Annotated in this window: 14 protein-coding genes; 7 read left to right on the top strand and 7 right to left on the bottom strand. The window is 38.9% G+C overall.

The features are described from left to right. Positions 1–44 precede the first annotated feature (44 nt). Positions 45–896, bottom strand: a complete 852-nt coding sequence (locus tag FTT77_RS12010) for a pirin family protein (RefSeq protein ID WP_180007676.1) — start codon at positions 894–896, stop codon at positions 45–47. Positions 897–998: 102 nt separating this feature from the next. Here FTT77_RS12010 and FTT77_RS12005 point away from each other — a divergent pair, with 102 nt between their 5' ends. Beyond that, positions 999–1,910: a LysR substrate-binding domain-containing protein gene (locus tag FTT77_RS12005; RefSeq protein ID WP_180007677.1), complete on the top strand. Its 912-nt coding sequence runs from the start codon at positions 999–1,001 to the stop codon at positions 1,908–1,910. A gap of 107 nt (positions 1,911–2,017) precedes the next feature. On the opposite strand, the gene FTT77_RS12000 is transcribed toward FTT77_RS12005, so the two are convergent. From FTT77_RS12000 to FTT77_RS11990, 4 genes are all read right to left on the bottom strand, one after another. After that, positions 2,018–2,974, bottom strand: a complete 957-nt coding sequence (locus tag FTT77_RS12000; RefSeq protein WP_078190229.1) for a TauD/TfdA family dioxygenase — start codon at positions 2,972–2,974, stop codon at positions 2,018–2,020. Positions 2,975–3,195: 221 nt separating this feature from the next. Continuing rightward, on the bottom strand, positions 3,196–3,330 hold the full coding sequence (locus tag FTT77_RS17465) for a hypothetical protein (RefSeq protein ID WP_257221407.1): 135 nt from the start codon (positions 3,328–3,330) through the stop codon (positions 3,196–3,198). Next, entirely contained in the window at positions 3,323–4,534 is a 1,212-nt protein-coding gene (locus tag FTT77_RS11995) for an MFS transporter (protein ID WP_180007678.1), read from the bottom strand. Before FTT77_RS11995 ends, FTT77_RS17465 begins: the two co-directional genes overlap by 8 nt. A 243-nt stretch (positions 4,535–4,777) precedes the next feature. Further along, positions 4,778–5,854, bottom strand: a complete 1,077-nt coding sequence (locus FTT77_RS11990; RefSeq protein WP_180007679.1) for an OmpW family protein — start codon at positions 5,852–5,854, stop codon at positions 4,778–4,780. Positions 5,855–6,296: 442 nt separating this feature from the next. On the opposite strand from FTT77_RS11990, the gene FTT77_RS11985 reads away from it, so the two are divergent. Continuing rightward, positions 6,297–6,476, top strand: coding sequence for a hypothetical protein (locus FTT77_RS11985; RefSeq protein ID WP_078190224.1), 180 nt, complete (start codon positions 6,297–6,299; stop codon positions 6,474–6,476). Between the two features lie 60 nt (positions 6,477–6,536). Here FTT77_RS11985 and FTT77_RS11980 read toward each other — a convergent pair whose 3' ends face one another. Beyond that, entirely contained in the window at positions 6,537–7,994 is a 1,458-nt protein-coding gene (locus FTT77_RS11980; RefSeq protein WP_180109404.1) for a sensor domain-containing diguanylate cyclase, read from the bottom strand. A gap of 199 nt (positions 7,995–8,193) precedes the next feature. Continuing rightward, positions 8,194–8,982 carry a hypothetical protein gene (locus FTT77_RS11975; RefSeq protein WP_180023438.1) on the bottom strand — a complete coding sequence of 263 codons (789 nt, stop codon included), beginning with the start codon at positions 8,980–8,982 and terminating at the stop codon, positions 8,194–8,196. A gap of 294 nt (positions 8,983–9,276) precedes the next feature. Here FTT77_RS11975 and uvrB point away from each other — a divergent pair, with 294 nt between their 5' ends. The 5 genes from uvrB to FTT77_RS11950 all read left to right on the top strand — a co-directional run bounded on the left by uvrB (position 9,277) and on the right by FTT77_RS11950 (position 17,176). After that, positions 9,277–11,298, top strand: a complete 2,022-nt coding sequence (gene uvrB / locus FTT77_RS11970; protein WP_180065654.1) for an excinuclease ABC subunit UvrB — start codon at positions 9,277–9,279, stop codon at positions 11,296–11,298. 154 nt (positions 11,299–11,452) lie between these two features. Then, a complete protein-coding gene (locus FTT77_RS11965) occupies positions 11,453–12,043 on the top strand; it encodes a lipocalin family protein (RefSeq protein ID WP_180063384.1) in 591 nt (196 codons plus the stop codon). Between the two features lie 133 nt (positions 12,044–12,176). Next, positions 12,177–13,109 carry an EamA family transporter RarD gene (rarD, locus tag FTT77_RS11960; RefSeq protein ID WP_180109360.1) on the top strand — a complete coding sequence of 311 codons (933 nt, stop codon included), beginning with the start codon at positions 12,177–12,179 and terminating at the stop codon, positions 13,107–13,109. A gap of 218 nt (positions 13,110–13,327) precedes the next feature. Further along, positions 13,328–15,007 carry a hypothetical protein gene (locus FTT77_RS11955; RefSeq protein WP_180109359.1) on the top strand — a complete coding sequence of 560 codons (1,680 nt, stop codon included), beginning with the start codon at positions 13,328–13,330 and terminating at the stop codon, positions 15,005–15,007. A gap of 711 nt (positions 15,008–15,718) precedes the next feature. Next, positions 15,719–17,176 carry a glyceraldehyde-3-phosphate dehydrogenase gene (locus FTT77_RS11950; RefSeq protein WP_168379186.1) on the top strand — a complete coding sequence of 486 codons (1,458 nt, stop codon included), beginning with the start codon at positions 15,719–15,721 and terminating at the stop codon, positions 17,174–17,176. Positions 17,177–17,621: the final 445 nt, after the last annotated feature.

Here is a 17,621-nt window from a genome sequence, read left to right as displayed (position 1 = left end):
GCCAGAAGGCGGTTTTTTTTATTGGGACTTTATCGTGGAAATATTTAAGCAAAATGACCATGTTGAAAATCATAAAATGCCTGACGTATTTCATCTTCAGTATTCATGACGAATGGTCCATGTGCCGCAATCGGTTCATTTAAAGCTTCGCCACTTAAAATAAGCAGTTTGGTTGCTTCAAAAGATTTAAGTTTCAAGGACGATACTTGGTCACTCACATATAAAGTCTGTTTCGCATCAAAGCGTTGACCTTCAATTTCGATCGCCCCACTTAATACAAAAATCATGTTATTCCACTGTGGGTTGAATGAAAATTCCTGTTCAGCATTTGCATTCAAGCGCACATCCAATACATTCATCGGGCTAAAGGTTTCAGCGGCGCCCAATGTATCTTCAAATTGGCCAGCAATGACGCGTACCACGCCTGCATTTTGTGCAAGCTTTACTTCAGCAATATTGGCTGTTGTCAGTTCTTGATAGCGAGGTTCAGTCATTTTGGCATGACTAGGTAAATTGACCCAAAGTTGTACCATGTCTAAATTTCCGCCAGTTTTGGCAAAATCTTTAGAATGGTGTTCTTCATGCATAATGCCTCGACCCGCAGTCATCCATTGCACTTCGTCTTTGGCAATGCTGCCGTGATTTCCTTTAGAGTCAAAATGCTCCAATTCACCTTCATAAACAATGGTCACTGTTTCAAAGCCACGGTGTGGATGTGATCCAACACCACGTTGATGGTGACTTGGAGAGAAATGATATTGGCCGGTATAGCCCATAACGAGGAATGGACTGGTTTGATTGCCCATTTCTTGCATAGGGAGCATAGAGTTTGTTGGGAAGCCATCGCCCACCCAAGTCCTACGATCACTATGATAAACACGTTTGATTGAATTCATAATTCAGCCCTCAATTTAATGCTTCTGTGATCTATTATTGAGGTATAGTGAGGGAATGACAGGGCGAAAAACTCAACAGATTATTCTAAAAATGAAACAATCATGCAAAATTTAAATGACTATTACTACTTCGTGCAAGTGGTGAAATACCAAGGTTATACCAAAGCCAGTGAAGCATTGGGTATTACAAAGTCTAAACTATCACGCCGTATTACAGAATTAGAGACCCGTTTGGGTGTACGTCTGATTCAACGTAATACGCGAAAATTTACTGTGACTGAAATAGGACAACAGTTCTATTTACACTGCTTAAAAATTTTAGAGGAAGTCAGCGAAACGGAAAACTTTGTGCTCAGTACGTTGAACGATCAACTCTGTGGCCAAATTAAAATCTCTTGTCCTGTGGCTTTGGTGGAAATGCCTGTTGCAAAAATGGTCACCGATTTTATGCAGCAATATCCTGAGGTCAGTGTGCATCTCATGGCGACCAATCATCGGGTTGATGTCATTGAGGAAGGCGTAGATTTAGCAATTCGTGTTCGTAATATGCCTTTAATGGATAGTGATTTGATCGTTCGAGATTTAGATGCTTGGGATCATGTTTTGGTGGCATCGCCACAACTTTTCTTCGAGCGTGAAATACCACAGCAATTGGCTGAGATTCAAAATTTTCCGTGTATTGGTTTTGATCGGCCTAAACATTTTTGGGATTTCCGACATCGTGAAAAAAGTGAAACTCAACAAATTGAATTTCATCCACGCTTAAGAACTGACAGTTTTAGTGCGATGATTTCTGCTGCTCTTTCTGGCGTGGGAATCGCTTCTTTGCCCAAAGTGTTTGTACGTGATGCTTTAAAAAGTGGTGAGTTAATTGAACTGTTTCCTGAATGGCAATTGCCGCAAGGGGCAATCCATGTTGCATACGCGACACGACAAGGCATGCTGCCGGGTGTGCGTGCGATGTTAGATCATTTAATTTCAGGTTTTAAGGCATTAGATATAGATCATCCGTAATTTGAGCAGTGTTCTTATTGTTTTAAAATTTTAATTATTTGGAGTTATTGCTTAAACACGGATTTTACTGGGTTATTTATTTTTTATTGTTGGCATGAAGTTCAACATTAGTATGGTCGTCCTCCTGCTAGGCTAATTCGCTTTAATAAGCGGCGTTGGTCTGAAGGGAAAGGGCGGCGTGAGTGTAAAGTGGCTTGGTTATCCCAAAATACAATGTCACCTTCTTCCCATTGATGTTCATATCGAAACTCAGGTTTCAATAAATGTTCACGTAAGGATGCAATCAATTCACTGCCTGACTGATCATCGTAGTGAACCAATTCCACTTCAGATCGTTCATTTAACCACAGACCTTTACGGCCACTTTCTGGATGGGTACGTACAAGCGGATGTGGATAGGCATGTCCAACAATCGGTTGGTCTTTGAAACGGTAAAGAGGTGTAGCGCCATATCCCGTTGTGCCTTTATTATTTTTGGCACGGACAAATGGGTTATAGGTAATGAGTTGAAGTTGGTCTAAATGTTTTTGTGTCGCTTCATCTAAAGCTTCATAGGCTTTAATGGTGTTATACCATGAGGTTTGTCCACCGTCTTGCGGTAGTTCAATGGCATAGAGTAATGAGCCAAAAGATGGCAGCGGAGTCCACTGATGATCTGCATGCGCAGCCAATTCACCATGTCCAGTATAGTCACCTTTGCCGACTGCATTTGAAACGGGTACCACGTCTGGTGGTGTACCGGTATCATCTTGTGACGCTAGCACAGGAATATCTGCACCAGGACGGAAAATTGAACCGAAGTAGCTTGCAAACGCGAGATACTGTAAATCATCTAGACTTTGATGTTTAAAAATTAAAATCAAGTGTTCTGCCAGTGCTTGTTTTAAACGGTAGATGGTTTCCCCAGACTGTGCTTTACGCGCATCTAAACCATAAACCACAGCCCCCAAAGCTTGGTCATGTTGCGCTTCAATACGAATTTCATTGCCATCTTGAAATTGTTCTGCTTGATGCCAACGTGGAGCATCATGGATGGCTTGCGAAAGTTGAGTTAATGCAGTCATTTCATAAGTTCTCAAATTGTTCTTTATTGAGACTTAATCTATGGAAGAAAGCACAGGATGGAAAATTAAAAAATAAGCTAAGTTTATGAAAAAACGTATTATTAATACTAATATGCTGAAAATGCAGCTTTTATTGAATCGTGTAGTAAATAGCTAAAAAACTGCTGTTGTAGTGTTGATAAAACAGCAGTTTGAATTGGAATTAAGGTTTCTATGCGTCTTTAATGTGCACAAAACGCTTGGTTAAAGTATTCGAATAATTCAGGCGTTTGGCTCCATAAGCCGATGGATAAAGCCAACAAGGCCAGAATACTGATAGCAATACTGAGTCGGAACCATAATGTTGAATTAGTCATGAATGACACTTTCCTCATTAACCATGAAATGTACCAATACCCCAAAAATACTCAGGACAATCGAAAAAATCCAAATGGCATCATAGTTACCGGTCATATCGTGGTTCACACCACCCAACCAGCCACCAAAAAATGAACCGACTTGGTGTGTAAAGAACACGATACCGCTGAGCATACTGAGATATTTAACGCCAAACATATTGGCCACAATACCGTTGGTGAGTGGTACGGTAGAAAGCCATAATAGTCCCATAATGACGCCAAATGCATAGATTGTCCATGTGCTTAAAGGCAGCAAAAGAAAGGAAATAATGGCAATGCCACGTAAACCATACAGTCCCATCAACAGCTTTGGTTTGGAATATTTGCCACCGAGCCAACCAGCTGTGTAGGTGCCGACAATATTAAATAGTCCAACGAGCGCGAGGAAAATAGTGCCCGTAGTGGCATTAAAGCCATGATCGATTAAATATCCCGGAAGATGGATGCCAATAAACACCACTTGGAAGCCACAGACAAAGAAACCGAGTGCTAGAAACCAAAAGGGTTTATGCTCCCAAGCCAATTGCAAAATTTGTTTAAAAGTCAGAGAGGCTTCATGCGTATTAGTTGCATTTGGTGCAACATACATTGGTGCTTTTAGCATCCAAGCTAAAGGAATAATAAGCGCAATTAAAATGGCGCTGACCACCAAAGCCGAAGACCAACCCAATTTTTGCAATAGCAGTAATGTAGAGGGCAGCATAATGAACTGACCAAAAGAACCTGCTGCACTGGCAATACCCATGGCTAAACTACGTTTGTCTGGATGCGCTGCACGTCCTACGGCAGAAAGTAATACTGGAAATGATGTGGCTGAGAGAGCCAAACCCAGGATTAAACCTGCGCTTAAATTAAGAAGTAAACCGGTAGAGCTGATGGCCATGAGTAATAGCCCTAGGGCATATAATGCACCCCCGACGGCGACCACGATCTTACTGCCATATTTATCTGCAAAAGCCCCAGTAATTGGCTGTACAGCACCCCAAATTAAGTTTTGCATGGCAATGGCAAGGCTAAAAACGTTATGTCCCCAACCAAATTCATCACTCATCGGCACGAGATAGAGGCCAAATGCATGACGCACCCCTAAAGACAATGCCAAAATAATAGCACTGCCAATGAGCATGTAAATCAGGGGCTTTGAGAAACGAGTATCAGACATACAGCAGGCTACATTCTTTAAATTTAATCCAATGGTATTCGAATAAACGCAGAGTTGCGATTAAATTTAATTCACCAAACAATAAATTTTTTTTATAGGTAACTATGGATGAATAAAGGAAATTGACACAGCAGAAATTCAAAAGTGTCTAAATGAGATTGAAAAGATATCTCAGAATAAAAGACCATATGTAGCCTAATAAAAAAGACGGCTGTAGCCGTCTTTTTATATTTAGGTTATTAATTAGAAACGCATACCGATACCTGCATACGCAAGAATTGGATTTACTTCAATATCGGCTTTAGATTTGATCAGTTCACCATGTGTCGCATCTGTAACGGTAATGGTGGTTTCATTCTGTAGGTGTGCATAGCTGACAGAACCCACAGCAAACCATTTGTCGTTGAAGTCATAAGTAAAACCAGCTGTCACAACAGGAGCAAAAGCATCAGAAGCTTCTAACTCAACTTTTGGCTTAGCTTTACTTGGTTTACCGTCAAGTGCGGCACCAGCATTGCCTTCTTTAATATTGGCAATCATATGTCCAGCAGCAATCAGGTCTTTTTCTGTACGTGGATTAATTTCTAGTTCATTAAAGTATGCATACATTACGCCTAGACCCACATAGGGACGGAATTTATTGACGCCAGTTTTACCGAAGTGATATTGGATTTCTGCAGCGGGGGTCCATGCACGAGCAGATGCCGCTGGGCCGTAGGCTTCTAAATCTGTAATCAGCAAACTATTCTTCATTGCGATTTCAGGTAGGTCGATAATACCTAACTCAGGTGTCGCAATAGCTGCAAATGGCGCATAAATTTTTCCTTTGCCGTTTAGGTCTACCTCAGGTGGGATACCGGCTTTCATTTCTAAAGAAATGTTATCAGTAAAGAAATAGTTGGTCATGATGCCTAGTGTGGTTACATCATCGGCTTCAAGGCCAGTACCTTGGTTATCCCAACTTTGTAGGCCATTAATTTCAGCAGTACCGCTTAGCCCTGCTGGTAAGGTACTCGTACCTAATTTATCGAGCAAACCGACAAACCAAGTAGAAATGTTTGGATCCATAGCAGGATCCATATTGGCTTTTACTGCGTCAATTGAAATATCACCAACTTTGGCTGTTTCACCATTTTTTACTGATGTATCAACATGGAATGGTTGTGCTTTACCTTGTGGCATAACATGTAGAGCACCAACAGAGACAGAAAAACGTTTGAAGCCATCGCCATCTTTTAAACTAAAATATGGTGAGTCTGCATGACTGAGCATAGGTAGGGCAGCCATAGAAGCAGCAATGCACAATACACTTTTTTTCATTTTAAAGGACTCCATGTCCGTAAATTGATAATAATTTTTCTAAGTGCTCATTATTCAAAATTAGTGCGTAAAAAATGTTATAGAAAACAAGAATAAACGTAATAATCCTGTAACATTTTTGATGATTTGTATTATTTGAGGGCTTTAATTAGGTATTTGTGTAAAAAAATCTAATTTTTTTGAAATTTAGAAATGGTTTATCTATTTGTAAATATTCAATATTTATTGACATAAGTGACAGCGTATTAGTTGATTTGGGTCAATAAAATAGTTTAAAACGACCATATTCAAAGCACTTTTTTGTGCTGTTGTCCTCTATAGATATAAAATTCATAGCTGATCATTGAGTCTTTATATGCCAATCGATTCTAATCACTCAAAGCCTTTTACACCAAAACCATTTTTTTTGTACAATAGCGCCAGATTCAATTGAGTTATTCGTATGAGTACGCAAAACCCTCCCAAGAAAAAGGCTTTAGTCAATTTGCCTTTTCCGATTAAAAAAGCTGAAGATAATGCTTCGGATGAAATCTTTGAAGACATGCGTCCAAAACCTCAGCGTTATGCTGACCGTACTTGGATGCCACCACGCGGTACACGTCGTTCGATGGGTAAGCGTTAAGAGATTTAAATAAAAAAGCCATGATTAAAACCATGGCTTTTTTATTGCAAATTATTGATGTTAAGTGCGTATTTCAGACTGAATTCTACGGTCTTTATTGAGATAATACTTTTTCTTCTGACGATACATGTCAAGATCAGCATGTTTAAGCATATCTTCCATTCGCTCATTCAAGATATTGGTGGCAGAACCAATCGATATACTCATCGGTTGATTAGAATAAAATTGGTTATCGACCAATAACAACTCATTCAAACTTTGTAAACAGTTTTGCAATGCTGCATCATCTGCACCCGGTAATAGAATGACAAATTCATCACCGCCAATGCGCGAAGCAGAATAGGGCGTATGCTGAATAAGTTGGTTTAAAATGTTGCCCAGACGTCTGAGGATACTGTCACCAGCATCGTGCCCAATACTGTCATTGAGTTCTTTTAGTCCATTTAAATCAATAAAAATACAAGAAACAGGACGTAATTGATTGCGTTCGAGACGCTTGAGTTCTGCTATATAAAATGAACGATTATAGAGTTTGGTCAGTACGTCGTGTTTACCTAAATACTCAAGATAATTTTCAGCCTTTTTACGTGCAGTAATATCGGTTAAGGCAACCTGCACGGTGCTCCAATCATCAAGATAATCGGGAAATACAGTAAATTGTAGTAAGACGTGGCGAATACTGCCATCAAGTGCATAATTTATAGCTTCACGTTGATGATGTAAATTACCATTCCAAAGTTCAATCAACTGTTCTTTAAATGTTTGAAGCATCTCTTTGGCAAATACTTTATGTACATTTTTGAGCAATATTTCTTTGTTCGGAGCGCCAAATAAATCAAGCGTGGCTTGATTGACGTCAACGATCAGTATTTCTTTAATGCACTCTTGTACAAAATCGGGATGAACATCCAAAAAAGTGACAAAGTCTTCGATTTCTAAAGCGCGTAGCTGATCTAATTTGATTTTAATCCGGCTAAAATCTTCGACCCAAAGTGAGGTTGGAGAATAATGAAAACGCGCTTCTGCCAAATGACGACTTTGTTCTTGTAAACGGCAAGCTTCAGTATAAGAGGTGATATCTTCAGTCGTAATTAAAACGGCAGATAAATCCTGCTCATGACTCGGTAGCACGATGCCTTTGAGTTGAATGTCTAGGCGTTGTCCATTGAGCGTATAGTTCACGGCAGAATGGGAAAAATGTGTTTCACCATTCCATAATGCAACCAATTCTCTAATGTGTGTTTGACAGATCTCCGCCTGAAAAACTAAATCAAGGTTTTGACATAAATGTTCAAAGTCACGTGCTTGATAAAGTTCCAACGTTTTTGCGTTGACCTGTAAGAGTTTTATTTTTCTCGCACATTGCAGAATACGTGATTCATCTTGTTGAAGAAAAGTGGAGAGATCCTGCACACCTTGCTGACGCCAGAGATCAAATTGTTTTTTGACTTCACTGTAATCTTCAAGCCACATGGCAATGGGGGATAGCTCAAAAAAAGGAGAATCTAGCATGTCTATTTTATGTGCTCGTCATTCTTCATGATAATTACAGCATGTAGTATAAGATGAAAAAAAATGATATTAAAATAATGTGATATGTAAAATAAACTTTATTTTTAATGTGACTTAAGTCGCTAAAAGCCATTAATCAACCGTAGAAAAAAAGCCAATATGGACATTGGCTTTTTGGGTGTTTCAAATGTGGTGAAAAGAGCCTTTAGCGGCTGGCTTTACGGGCTTTATTTTCAGGCTTTGGTGCAGCGATTTCACGTTCAGCTTTCCAAACATCGATGAAATCTTTTTCATTGATATTGTACAGTTCAAGTAGGGCTAAAATGACGCCGCCAAACATCATCGGGCCTTCAGAATTACTTTGAAACTCAAATATTTTCCCATTCAGGGCATGCAAAATATCTTCAATTTCAAAAATACGGTCACGACCATTGCTATCTGTCGGGTACATTTGGGTATTCAGCACAATTTTCGCAAGACTTTTTTCATTATCTGTTAAGGCCAGAACATCAACCAATTCATCTGCCGAAGGTGCAAAAATTACCGAGTCTTGAAAAATTGTATGTAGAAGTTTCGAAGTAAGTTTAGGTAAAGCTTTTTCAACGAAAGGACGGAATGAAATTGGAAAAATAACATTTCTAGAAATCCCCTTAAACATGGGAGCAATTTCTTCAACTTTATAGCCAGCGACACCACAGCCAATCGAAGTAATGAAATATTTGGTCTTCGGATGATTCTTGGTATAGATTTTAAAATCATCAACATAATGTTGAATCTGAGACAATGGCATTTGTTGTAAATGCTCATTCATCGTTGGAATAGCAAAACTTTGACCAGCCCATCCACGACCAATACCATTCATTGCACCAAAATGCTCTAGGGCAGTACGCGCTGCACCGCCAGTATGTTGACCTGCCATATTGCTGCCAAAAACAAAAATAGTATCTTCGGGTAGGTTTTTAACAATACTTTCGTCATGATATTGGTAAGTCATAAGTTTGATCTGTGGCGTCCTTTTGTTCATGTTGCAGGTGAAATTTATATAGGTCAAGTATCAATAAGGGATAAATGAACGCTTTATTCTTGAGTTTTTTTAGAGCCAAGAGTTTCCTCAAGAAAAACATGCGAAATCAGGCGAATTATTTTTCAAACATGAAAAAAATCTATGGGTTTATGTTGAATTATAATTTTACAGTCCGTACACGCCTCTGGTATTTACATAAATTTAGCGTTGTTTTGTGCAACTTTGCCCTCATAATAAAGCCATATAAAACTGTTGAAGAAGAGTGTGATGCAGGAACAGCCTTTTGAACTGGTAACACAATATCAGCCGGCAGGTGATCAGCCTCAAGCGATTGAGAAATTGGTGAAGGGGATTGAAAAAGGAATGCATGATCAGTTGCTCTTAGGGGTAACAGGTTCAGGTAAAACCTATACCATGGCAAATGTGATAGCACGCACGCAACGTCCAACGATTATTATGGCGCATAATAAAACTTTAGCTGCGCAGCTTTATGGCGAGTTTAAAGCCTTCTTTCCGCATAATGCCGTGGAATACTTCGTCAGTTATTATGACTATTATCAACCCGAAGCCTATGTTCCATCTTCAGATACTTTTATTGAAAAAGACTCATCGATTAATGATCATATCGACCAAATGCGTCTTTCGGCAACACGGGCATTATTAGAGCGACGTGATGCAATTATTGTAGCGTCAGTTTCAGCTATTTATGGTCTGGGTGATCCCAATGCTTATATGAGTATGCTTCTGCATATCGTGGAAGGAGACCGTATTAGCCGTGATGATATCATCCGTCGTTTGGTGGAAATGCAATACACCCGAAATGAACTCGAATTTTTACGGGGCACATACCGTATTCGTGGTGAAATTATTGATATTTTTCCTGCTGAATCTGATCAAAATGCCATTCGAATAGAGTTATTTGATGATGAAGTTGATTCAGTTCGATGGTTTGATCCATTGACAGGCAGAATGGTGCGTAAAGTGCCACGTATTACTATTTACCCAAAAAGCCATTATGTAACACCTAAAGATAATTTACAGCGTGCAATTGGAACGATTCGTGAAGAACTCGCAGAACGACTAGGATTCTTTCGTGCAAATGATAAATTACTCGAAGCACAGCGTATCGAACAACGTACACGTTATGATTTAGAGATGATGCAGCAGCTTGGCTATACCAATGGTATTGAAAACTATTCACGCCACTTGTCTGGCCGTCCTTCTGGTGAAGCACCTCCGACTTTGTTTGATTATGTACCTGATGATGCTTTATTAATCATTGATGAATCGCACGTTACCGTACCGCAAATTGGGGCTATGTATAAAGGTGACCGTTCACGTAAAGAAAATTTGGTCAATTACGGTTTTCGTTTACCAAGTGCGCTTGATAACCGCCCAATGAAATTTGAAGAATGGGAGCGGATTATTCCTTCGACCATTTATGTCAGTGCAACGCCTGCACATTATGAAATGGAAAAGTCTGAACAAGTCGTTGAGCAAGTGGTTCGACCCACAGGTTTGGTCGACCCTGAAATTGAAATTCGTCCAGTGTTAACGCAAGTGGATGATGTATTGTCAGAAATTAATAATCGTAAAAACTTAAATGAGCGTGTATTGGTTACGACATTAACCAAACGTATGGCAGAAGATTTAACTTCATATTTGAAAGAATATGGTATTAAGGTCGCTTATTTACATTCTGATATTGACACTGTTGAGCGCACTAAAATTATCCATGAATTGCGTTCGGGTGTATACGATGCAATTGTTGGGATTAACTTACTGCGCGAAGGCTTAGATATGCCAGAAGTGTCTCTAGTCGCCATTTTAGATGCAGACAAAGAAGGCTTCTTGCGTTCTGAGCGTTCTTTGATTCAAACCATTGGTCGTGCAGCGCGTAACTTAAACGGTAAAGCGATTTTATATGCAGATCGTATGACTGACTCCATGCAAAAAGCCATTGATGAAACGGATCGTCGTCGTAATTTACAGATTGCATTTAACCTTGAACATGGCATTACGCCACGCAGTGCAGTGCGTCAAAACGTCAATGATATTGATACAGGTGAAGTGCTGACAGATGATGAAATCGATGAAAAAATTTCAGATCAGGCCAAGGCATTAACTGCAGATGAACGTCATTTGATGTCGGATCCAAAACTTCTGGCAAAACATATGAATAAGTTGGAAAAAGAAATGCTAAAAGCGTCTAAGGAATTACAGTTTGAACAAGCGGCTCGTTTACGCGATGAAATCTTGCGTTTAAAAGCACAGATGATTTCATAATTTTGTTAGACAAGATGCGGAATATTGTTTGAATGACATACATAATTCAGACAAGAAAATGATTTTTAGAGCAATTTTTTCCGCTAGAGTAAAATCACGAGAAAAGAATCTACTTTATTTTATCGATAATTTTGCAGCGAAATGAGGCATAAAAATGACAACAACGAATCTTCCGAAAGCTGGTTTTAAACTCGCAAAAATTGCACTTGGTGCAGCAGTGTTAATTGGTTTGGGTGCAGCCACAATGGCCTATGCACAGACGAAACCGTTACAGACTGTGGAAAAAGTCGAGCTCGATCGTTATTTAGGTATGTGGTATGAAGTAGCTCGTAAGCCTATGGTTTTTCAAAAAAGCTGTGACCGTGATGTGATTGCGGTTTACACGCTAAATGAAAATGGCAACATTAATGTAAATAATCGCTGTGTATCTAAAGATGGTACCAAGAAGCAATCAATAGGCGAGGCATTTGTACAAAATGCACCGTTTAACTCGAAATTAAAAGTTAGTTTCTTACCAGAAGCCATTCGTTGGTTGCCTGTGGGGCGTGGTGATTATTGGGTACTCAAAGCCGATGAAGACTATCAAACAGTTTTGGTGGGTGAGCCACGTCGTAAATATATGTGGGTTCTTTCTCGTTCGGCTCATCCAGATCAGGAAGTGATTCAGGAATATCTGAATTATGCTCAATCTGTCGGTTATGACTTATCAGATATTATTCATACCAAGCAGACAGTAAAACCATAAACCTAAATATTTGAACAAATGCTAAAAAACCATGCCTGTGCATGGTTTTTTATTTGCTAGAATGTCCATGCGAAAAGCTTGATTGATCAAGTAAAATATCAAGATTATGTAGTCATTTGGACTGGAGTGAAAGATGTATAAAGGCGTTGCATTGTCTGTATTGGCATCGGTCACTTTTGGTATTTTGTATTTCTTTACCATCTTTTTAAAACCTCTAGATAGCGAGCAAACTTTTGCATGGCGCATGTTGGCGACCTTACCATTTTTAACCTTATTTATGTGGTGGATGAAAGATTTAAACAAAGTCAGTGAAATTTTTTGGCGAGTGGTTAAACAGCCGATCTTTCTGATTTGGTTAATCATCAGTTCTTTTTTATGTACTACACAGCTTTGGTTGTTTTTGTGGGGGCCGATTAATGGCCGTGGACTAGAAGTTTCTTTGGGATATTTTCTACTGCCTTTAGTGATGGTTCTGGTCGGACGTGTGCTGTATAAAGAAAAACTTTCTAAATGGCAGATGGCTGCCGTGGCACTGGCAATTTTAGGTGTCGGCCATGAAATTTGGCGTATTGGCAGTATCGCGTGGGAAACTGTTTATGTCGCTGTGGCTTATCCAATTTATTTCTTTTTACGTCGTACCTTTAAAACTGATCATTTGGGTGGTTTTTGGTGGGATCTTTGCTTAATTCTGCCTGTAGCATTTTATTTAGGATTTATTCATAGCGATAGTTTAGCGCTGATGTCGTTATTCCCGCATCTGATTTTGGCGGTTTTAGGACTTGGTTTTCTGAGTGCGCTTGGCTTAGGTAGCTATATGTTGGCGAGTCGCTATCTGCCATTTGTGATTTTTGGTTTGTTGAGTTATTTAGAACCTGTGTTGTTAGCATTTGCATCGATCGCATTGGGAGAGCGAGTAGAAGCAGAAGAATGGCTGACCTATATTCCAATTTGGGGTGCCGTTTTGTTATTGGTGATAGAAGGCATCTTGCATCTGTTTAAACAAAAGCAAAATGAACGTGCGTTAGCTAAAAATGTAAAAGCGTTAAATGATCGAATCGATTCTTAGACTGAAAATATTGGTACGATAAATTGATCAGTTCACAATTAACGCTTGCTGTTTTTTAAGAAAATCTTAAACTTATAAAACTAAAACACACCATGATTCAATTCATTGTTTAGGAAGAACAGCATTGAATGATGGTGTACAAAAATATTTATTTTAGATAAAAATAAACTGAAATCGATAAAAGATTGATTAAAAAACCAAGATACAGGAAGCAGTCAGTGGTTGTCCCATTTCATCTAAGCGCTAAACTTTTACAGCTAGAGCCTGTGTTGGATCAGCATTGGCGGAGTATTGTGTCTGAAGTATGCACTGATCTTGATCAATCCAATTTAGCGCAGATACAGCAGGTGTTATCGCAAAAAGGTATTCGTTGGGAGTCTTCATCACGGTCGTATCAACTTGATGTGCCGATGAATTTGGGCATGTTGATGAAAGTATTAAAATATGATGTCATGCGTGAGCATGCACAGTATTTGGCAACACAGCTCGAAGAACTTCGAACATTGACAATGAGTATTCAAGTTGCGCAAAAATTAGAAGAAAACCTAGCCTATATCAATAAAATAGATGCCGAAGAAGATTTTGAATTACAGCATGAAAAAAACGTATTACATCGGCATTTCATTTTAAATGCTGCACAAATCATCCGTAAAATGGATTTGATTGCGCCGAGTGATGCACGTGAACTCACTGCCCAGCAAGTCAAAATTTTCTTGATCGAAATTTTCTTAAAGTCACATATGTTGGGGCAATTTTTTGATGCCACTATCCCGAAATCGTCTGAGATTTGGCAACATCCGATTTTTAAATACTATTTAAAGCGTGAACAAAAAACGAGATATTTACAAATCGTACAAACATCTGAGTTTATTTATATTTTGTCGCCTGATTTAGATTGGACGACGCAGTATTCCGCTACACGGTTTTTATCGACAAAGCACAATGACGCTTTAGCAGACGACGTTTTTGATGGGGTGGCCATAGATTTAACTACTGCTTTAGAGAATCAGCAAATAGAACAATTAAAAATTCAAGTGTCAAAGCTAGCATCCATTGCAGGTTTTATACATTTAGATCTACAAAATTTAATGCAGCAACTCCATATACGGGTAGATAAGCATCTACTTTTGATGCTGCATGTAGAGGATGCCACTCAACAATTGGCGACGGTTTTACCTGCTTTTGAGCAGCAGTTCAATGAATTGATTTTGAAGCCATTACATCAGACTGTTCAATTTCAACTAAGTGAGCAGATACAGCATGATTTTGTCTTTTTTCATTGCATGCAAATATCTCAAAAGCTCATCACGAGTCTAAATGTCTTGAGTAGTTGCCCTAAGTTTGAGGCAAGTTTGGAGTTGAAACGACTGCGACTTCAACTACAGGCTTGGCAAGTACTGTTGTTGAAACGGTGTACGCACATTTTTAATGTTCAAAACGAAGATGAGTGGGAGTTTCATCATCATCAGTCACAGCAAATTCATACGGCGCTGAAGGCGCTCTTGCAGTCGGTCGATGATCAACAGAAGATCTTTGCTACAGAAGCAACTGTAGAAAATATGGGTACCCATGGCGCGCATGTTGGATTTTCCAAACGCATGACGAAAACAGGGGATTATGAAAGCCTTGAAGCCGATGCTTTAAAAGCGCAGCAGCAAAAAAAACGACAAACTTATATGCAGGTTTTAATGTTGCTGAAGGAACATGCGTCACAGCTCGTCAATCTCGATTTTGAGCCATGTGAAAATGCCTTAAACGTGCGATCTTTTAGTGATCAGAGATATTTTGCGATTAGTGCTGGAGAGAATAGTTTAAATGCACTTCCGAAAATATTAGAGCTGAGTGCAAATTTCTTTGATTTTAATCTGGAAAAGTTTGCTGAGAATCTGAAAAATTAACAGAATTTTAAATATTGATCTGACTTTAAAACTAATGTTAGGCAGTAACATTAGAGGCGTAATTTGATTCAAATAAAAGAACGATACGCGGTAATGTCATCCGCAATTGTCTGAGATAAGGTTACTTCTAATAAAAAATGTTTTTGCGATACTTTGAATAAATTGACGGTAGTGAACGAGTTTTGCGGTGAGGAGCATTGCTCCGCAAGATTGTTTCCTTACGAAGCATGCTTCTCATTTTGCCAAATGAGAAACAACGTTTCGTAAGAGTACCTCCAGCTGAAGGCTAAACCCTTGATTCAAACCTCAGATGTAAGACTCCGTCGAATAGTTTTAAAAATCATTTAAAAATGTGAAATTATTATTACGAGCTTAACATCAGTAAAAATACTATAAATTGAGCAAAATAAAAAAACAGCACAATTTGAAAAATATAAATATTCGTTCATCTTTGAGCTAAATGTGCTGAGATCTGGTTGATAAAACTACATTTGAAATTTTGTGACAAAAATCTGCGAAAAAGCCGGTTTTTCAACTTTCGGCTATAAAATCATAATACTAATCATGATTATTTTGAAAATTGATAGTGAATATATAACAAAATAACCTTGTCCAAATCTGCTTTTAGATTCATTAATTTTCAGTTTTCCATTACAATTGTGGGGTTTTGAAATTTATGCTTAGATTTACAATTAATTAGAGGACGTATCTGTGAGCAAAGACACTATCGTTGCCCTACATGCAGAGCACCAAGGTCGCTGGAAAAACCGTGAAGAAATCGCGGAACGTATGATTGCCCTAGTGGGTCAGTTATATCGTGAAAAAAACATCGTAGCTACAGTATACGGTCGTTCTTTAATTAACCGTTCGGTTATCCAAATTCTTAAAGCGCATCGTCGTACTCGCGTACTTGACGTTGAACTTTCAGTTGTGAACACTTTCCCAATTCTTGAAGCTTTAGCGAAAATCGAAAACATCGGTACTGCTGAAATTGATCTTGGCAAACTTGCTGTTGAGTTCAAAGAAAAAGGCGGTGATGTTGACGCATTCGTTGCTGACGCTGTGAAATCACTTGAAGGCAATGCAACTAACGTTGAAAACCGTGATGTTGTACTTTACGGTTTCGGTCGTATTGGTCGTATCCTTGCACGTTTGATGATCAGCCAATCTGGTTTAGGCCGTGGTCTTAACCTTAAAGCAATCGTTGTTCGTAAATCATCTGACGGTGACTTAGAAAAACGTGCGTCTTTGTTACGTCGTGACTCTATTCATGGTCCATTCGCAGGTACAATTTCTGTTGATGAAGAAAACGAAGCAATCATTGCTAACGGTAACTTCATCAAAGTGATCTATGCGTCTAACCCATCTGAAGTTGATTACACTGCTTACGGTATTAACAATGCACTTGTAATCGATAACACAGGTAAATGGCGTGATTCTGAAGGTCTTGCACAGCACCTTAAATGCGCTGGCGCTGCACGTGTAATTCTAACTGCACCTGGTAAAGGTGACATGAAGAACGTTGTATACGGTGTGAACCAAGCTGACATCCTTGATGAAGATACAATCATCTCTGCTGCAAGCTGTACAACAAACGCGATCACACCAACACTTAAAGTGTTAAACGACAAGTACACAGTGATCAATGGTCACGTTGAAACAGTTCACTCGTTCACGAACGACCAAAACTTAATCGACAACTACCATAAAGCTGACCGTCGTGGCCGTGCTGCAACATTGAACATGGTTATTACTGAAACAGGCGCTGCTAAAGCTGTTGCTAAAGCACTTCCTGCGCTTCAAGGTAAATTGACTGGTAACTCAGTACGTGTACCTACTCCAAACGTATCTCTTGCAATTTTGAACCTTACTTTAGGTCAAGATGTTGATCGTGAAGAAGTGAATGAATACATTCGCCAAATTTCAATCAACTCTAACCTTCAAGGTCAAATCGGTTATACAAACTCAACTGAAGTTGTATCGTCTGACTTTATCGGTTCACGTACCGCAGGTGTATTTGACGCTCAAGCGACAATCACTTCTGGTAACCGTTTAACTGCTTATGTTTGGTACGATAACGAAGTGGGTTATAGCTGCCAAGTATTGCGTATTGCGGAACAAATGGGTGGCGTAAGCTATCCAAAAATTCCTGCTGAAACGAATGCATAATTTGTGAAAGCTAAAAAAGAGCCTCATTTGAGGCTCTTTTTTTTATCTAATGAGCAGGGATGAATAGCTTAAGGCATAGACGATGGGTGGATTGATCAAAAGCATCAAAATGTCTTGTTTTTTCTGCCACTGTTAGATGAGTGCGAGTCATTTATAATGAAAAAGCAGACTAAAATATTCAAGTTTTAAGTTAATGAAATTATTAAAGAAATAAATACAAAAAATTGCAAACTGGTTTGGGTAATGTGTTCAAAATAAAGCTGTAAAAATAAAAAAGCAAAAGGAATTTAGTTTGCAAGCAAAGCACATGCTCAGTGGATAGAGGTGGATCAGGAAATTTGAACAACACTTATAAGTGATATTTTGCTCCCCAAATGATGTTATAAACATCAATATATGGAGTATTTTATGGCACGTAGACCAAGAAGAAATCATTCAAACGACT

The organism is Acinetobacter sp. YH01010 (assembly GCF_013420775.1).
Classification (GTDB): Bacteria; Pseudomonadota; Gammaproteobacteria; order Pseudomonadales; family Moraxellaceae; genus Acinetobacter; species Acinetobacter amyesii.
This window is presented reverse-complemented; position numbering and strand designations above follow the sequence as displayed.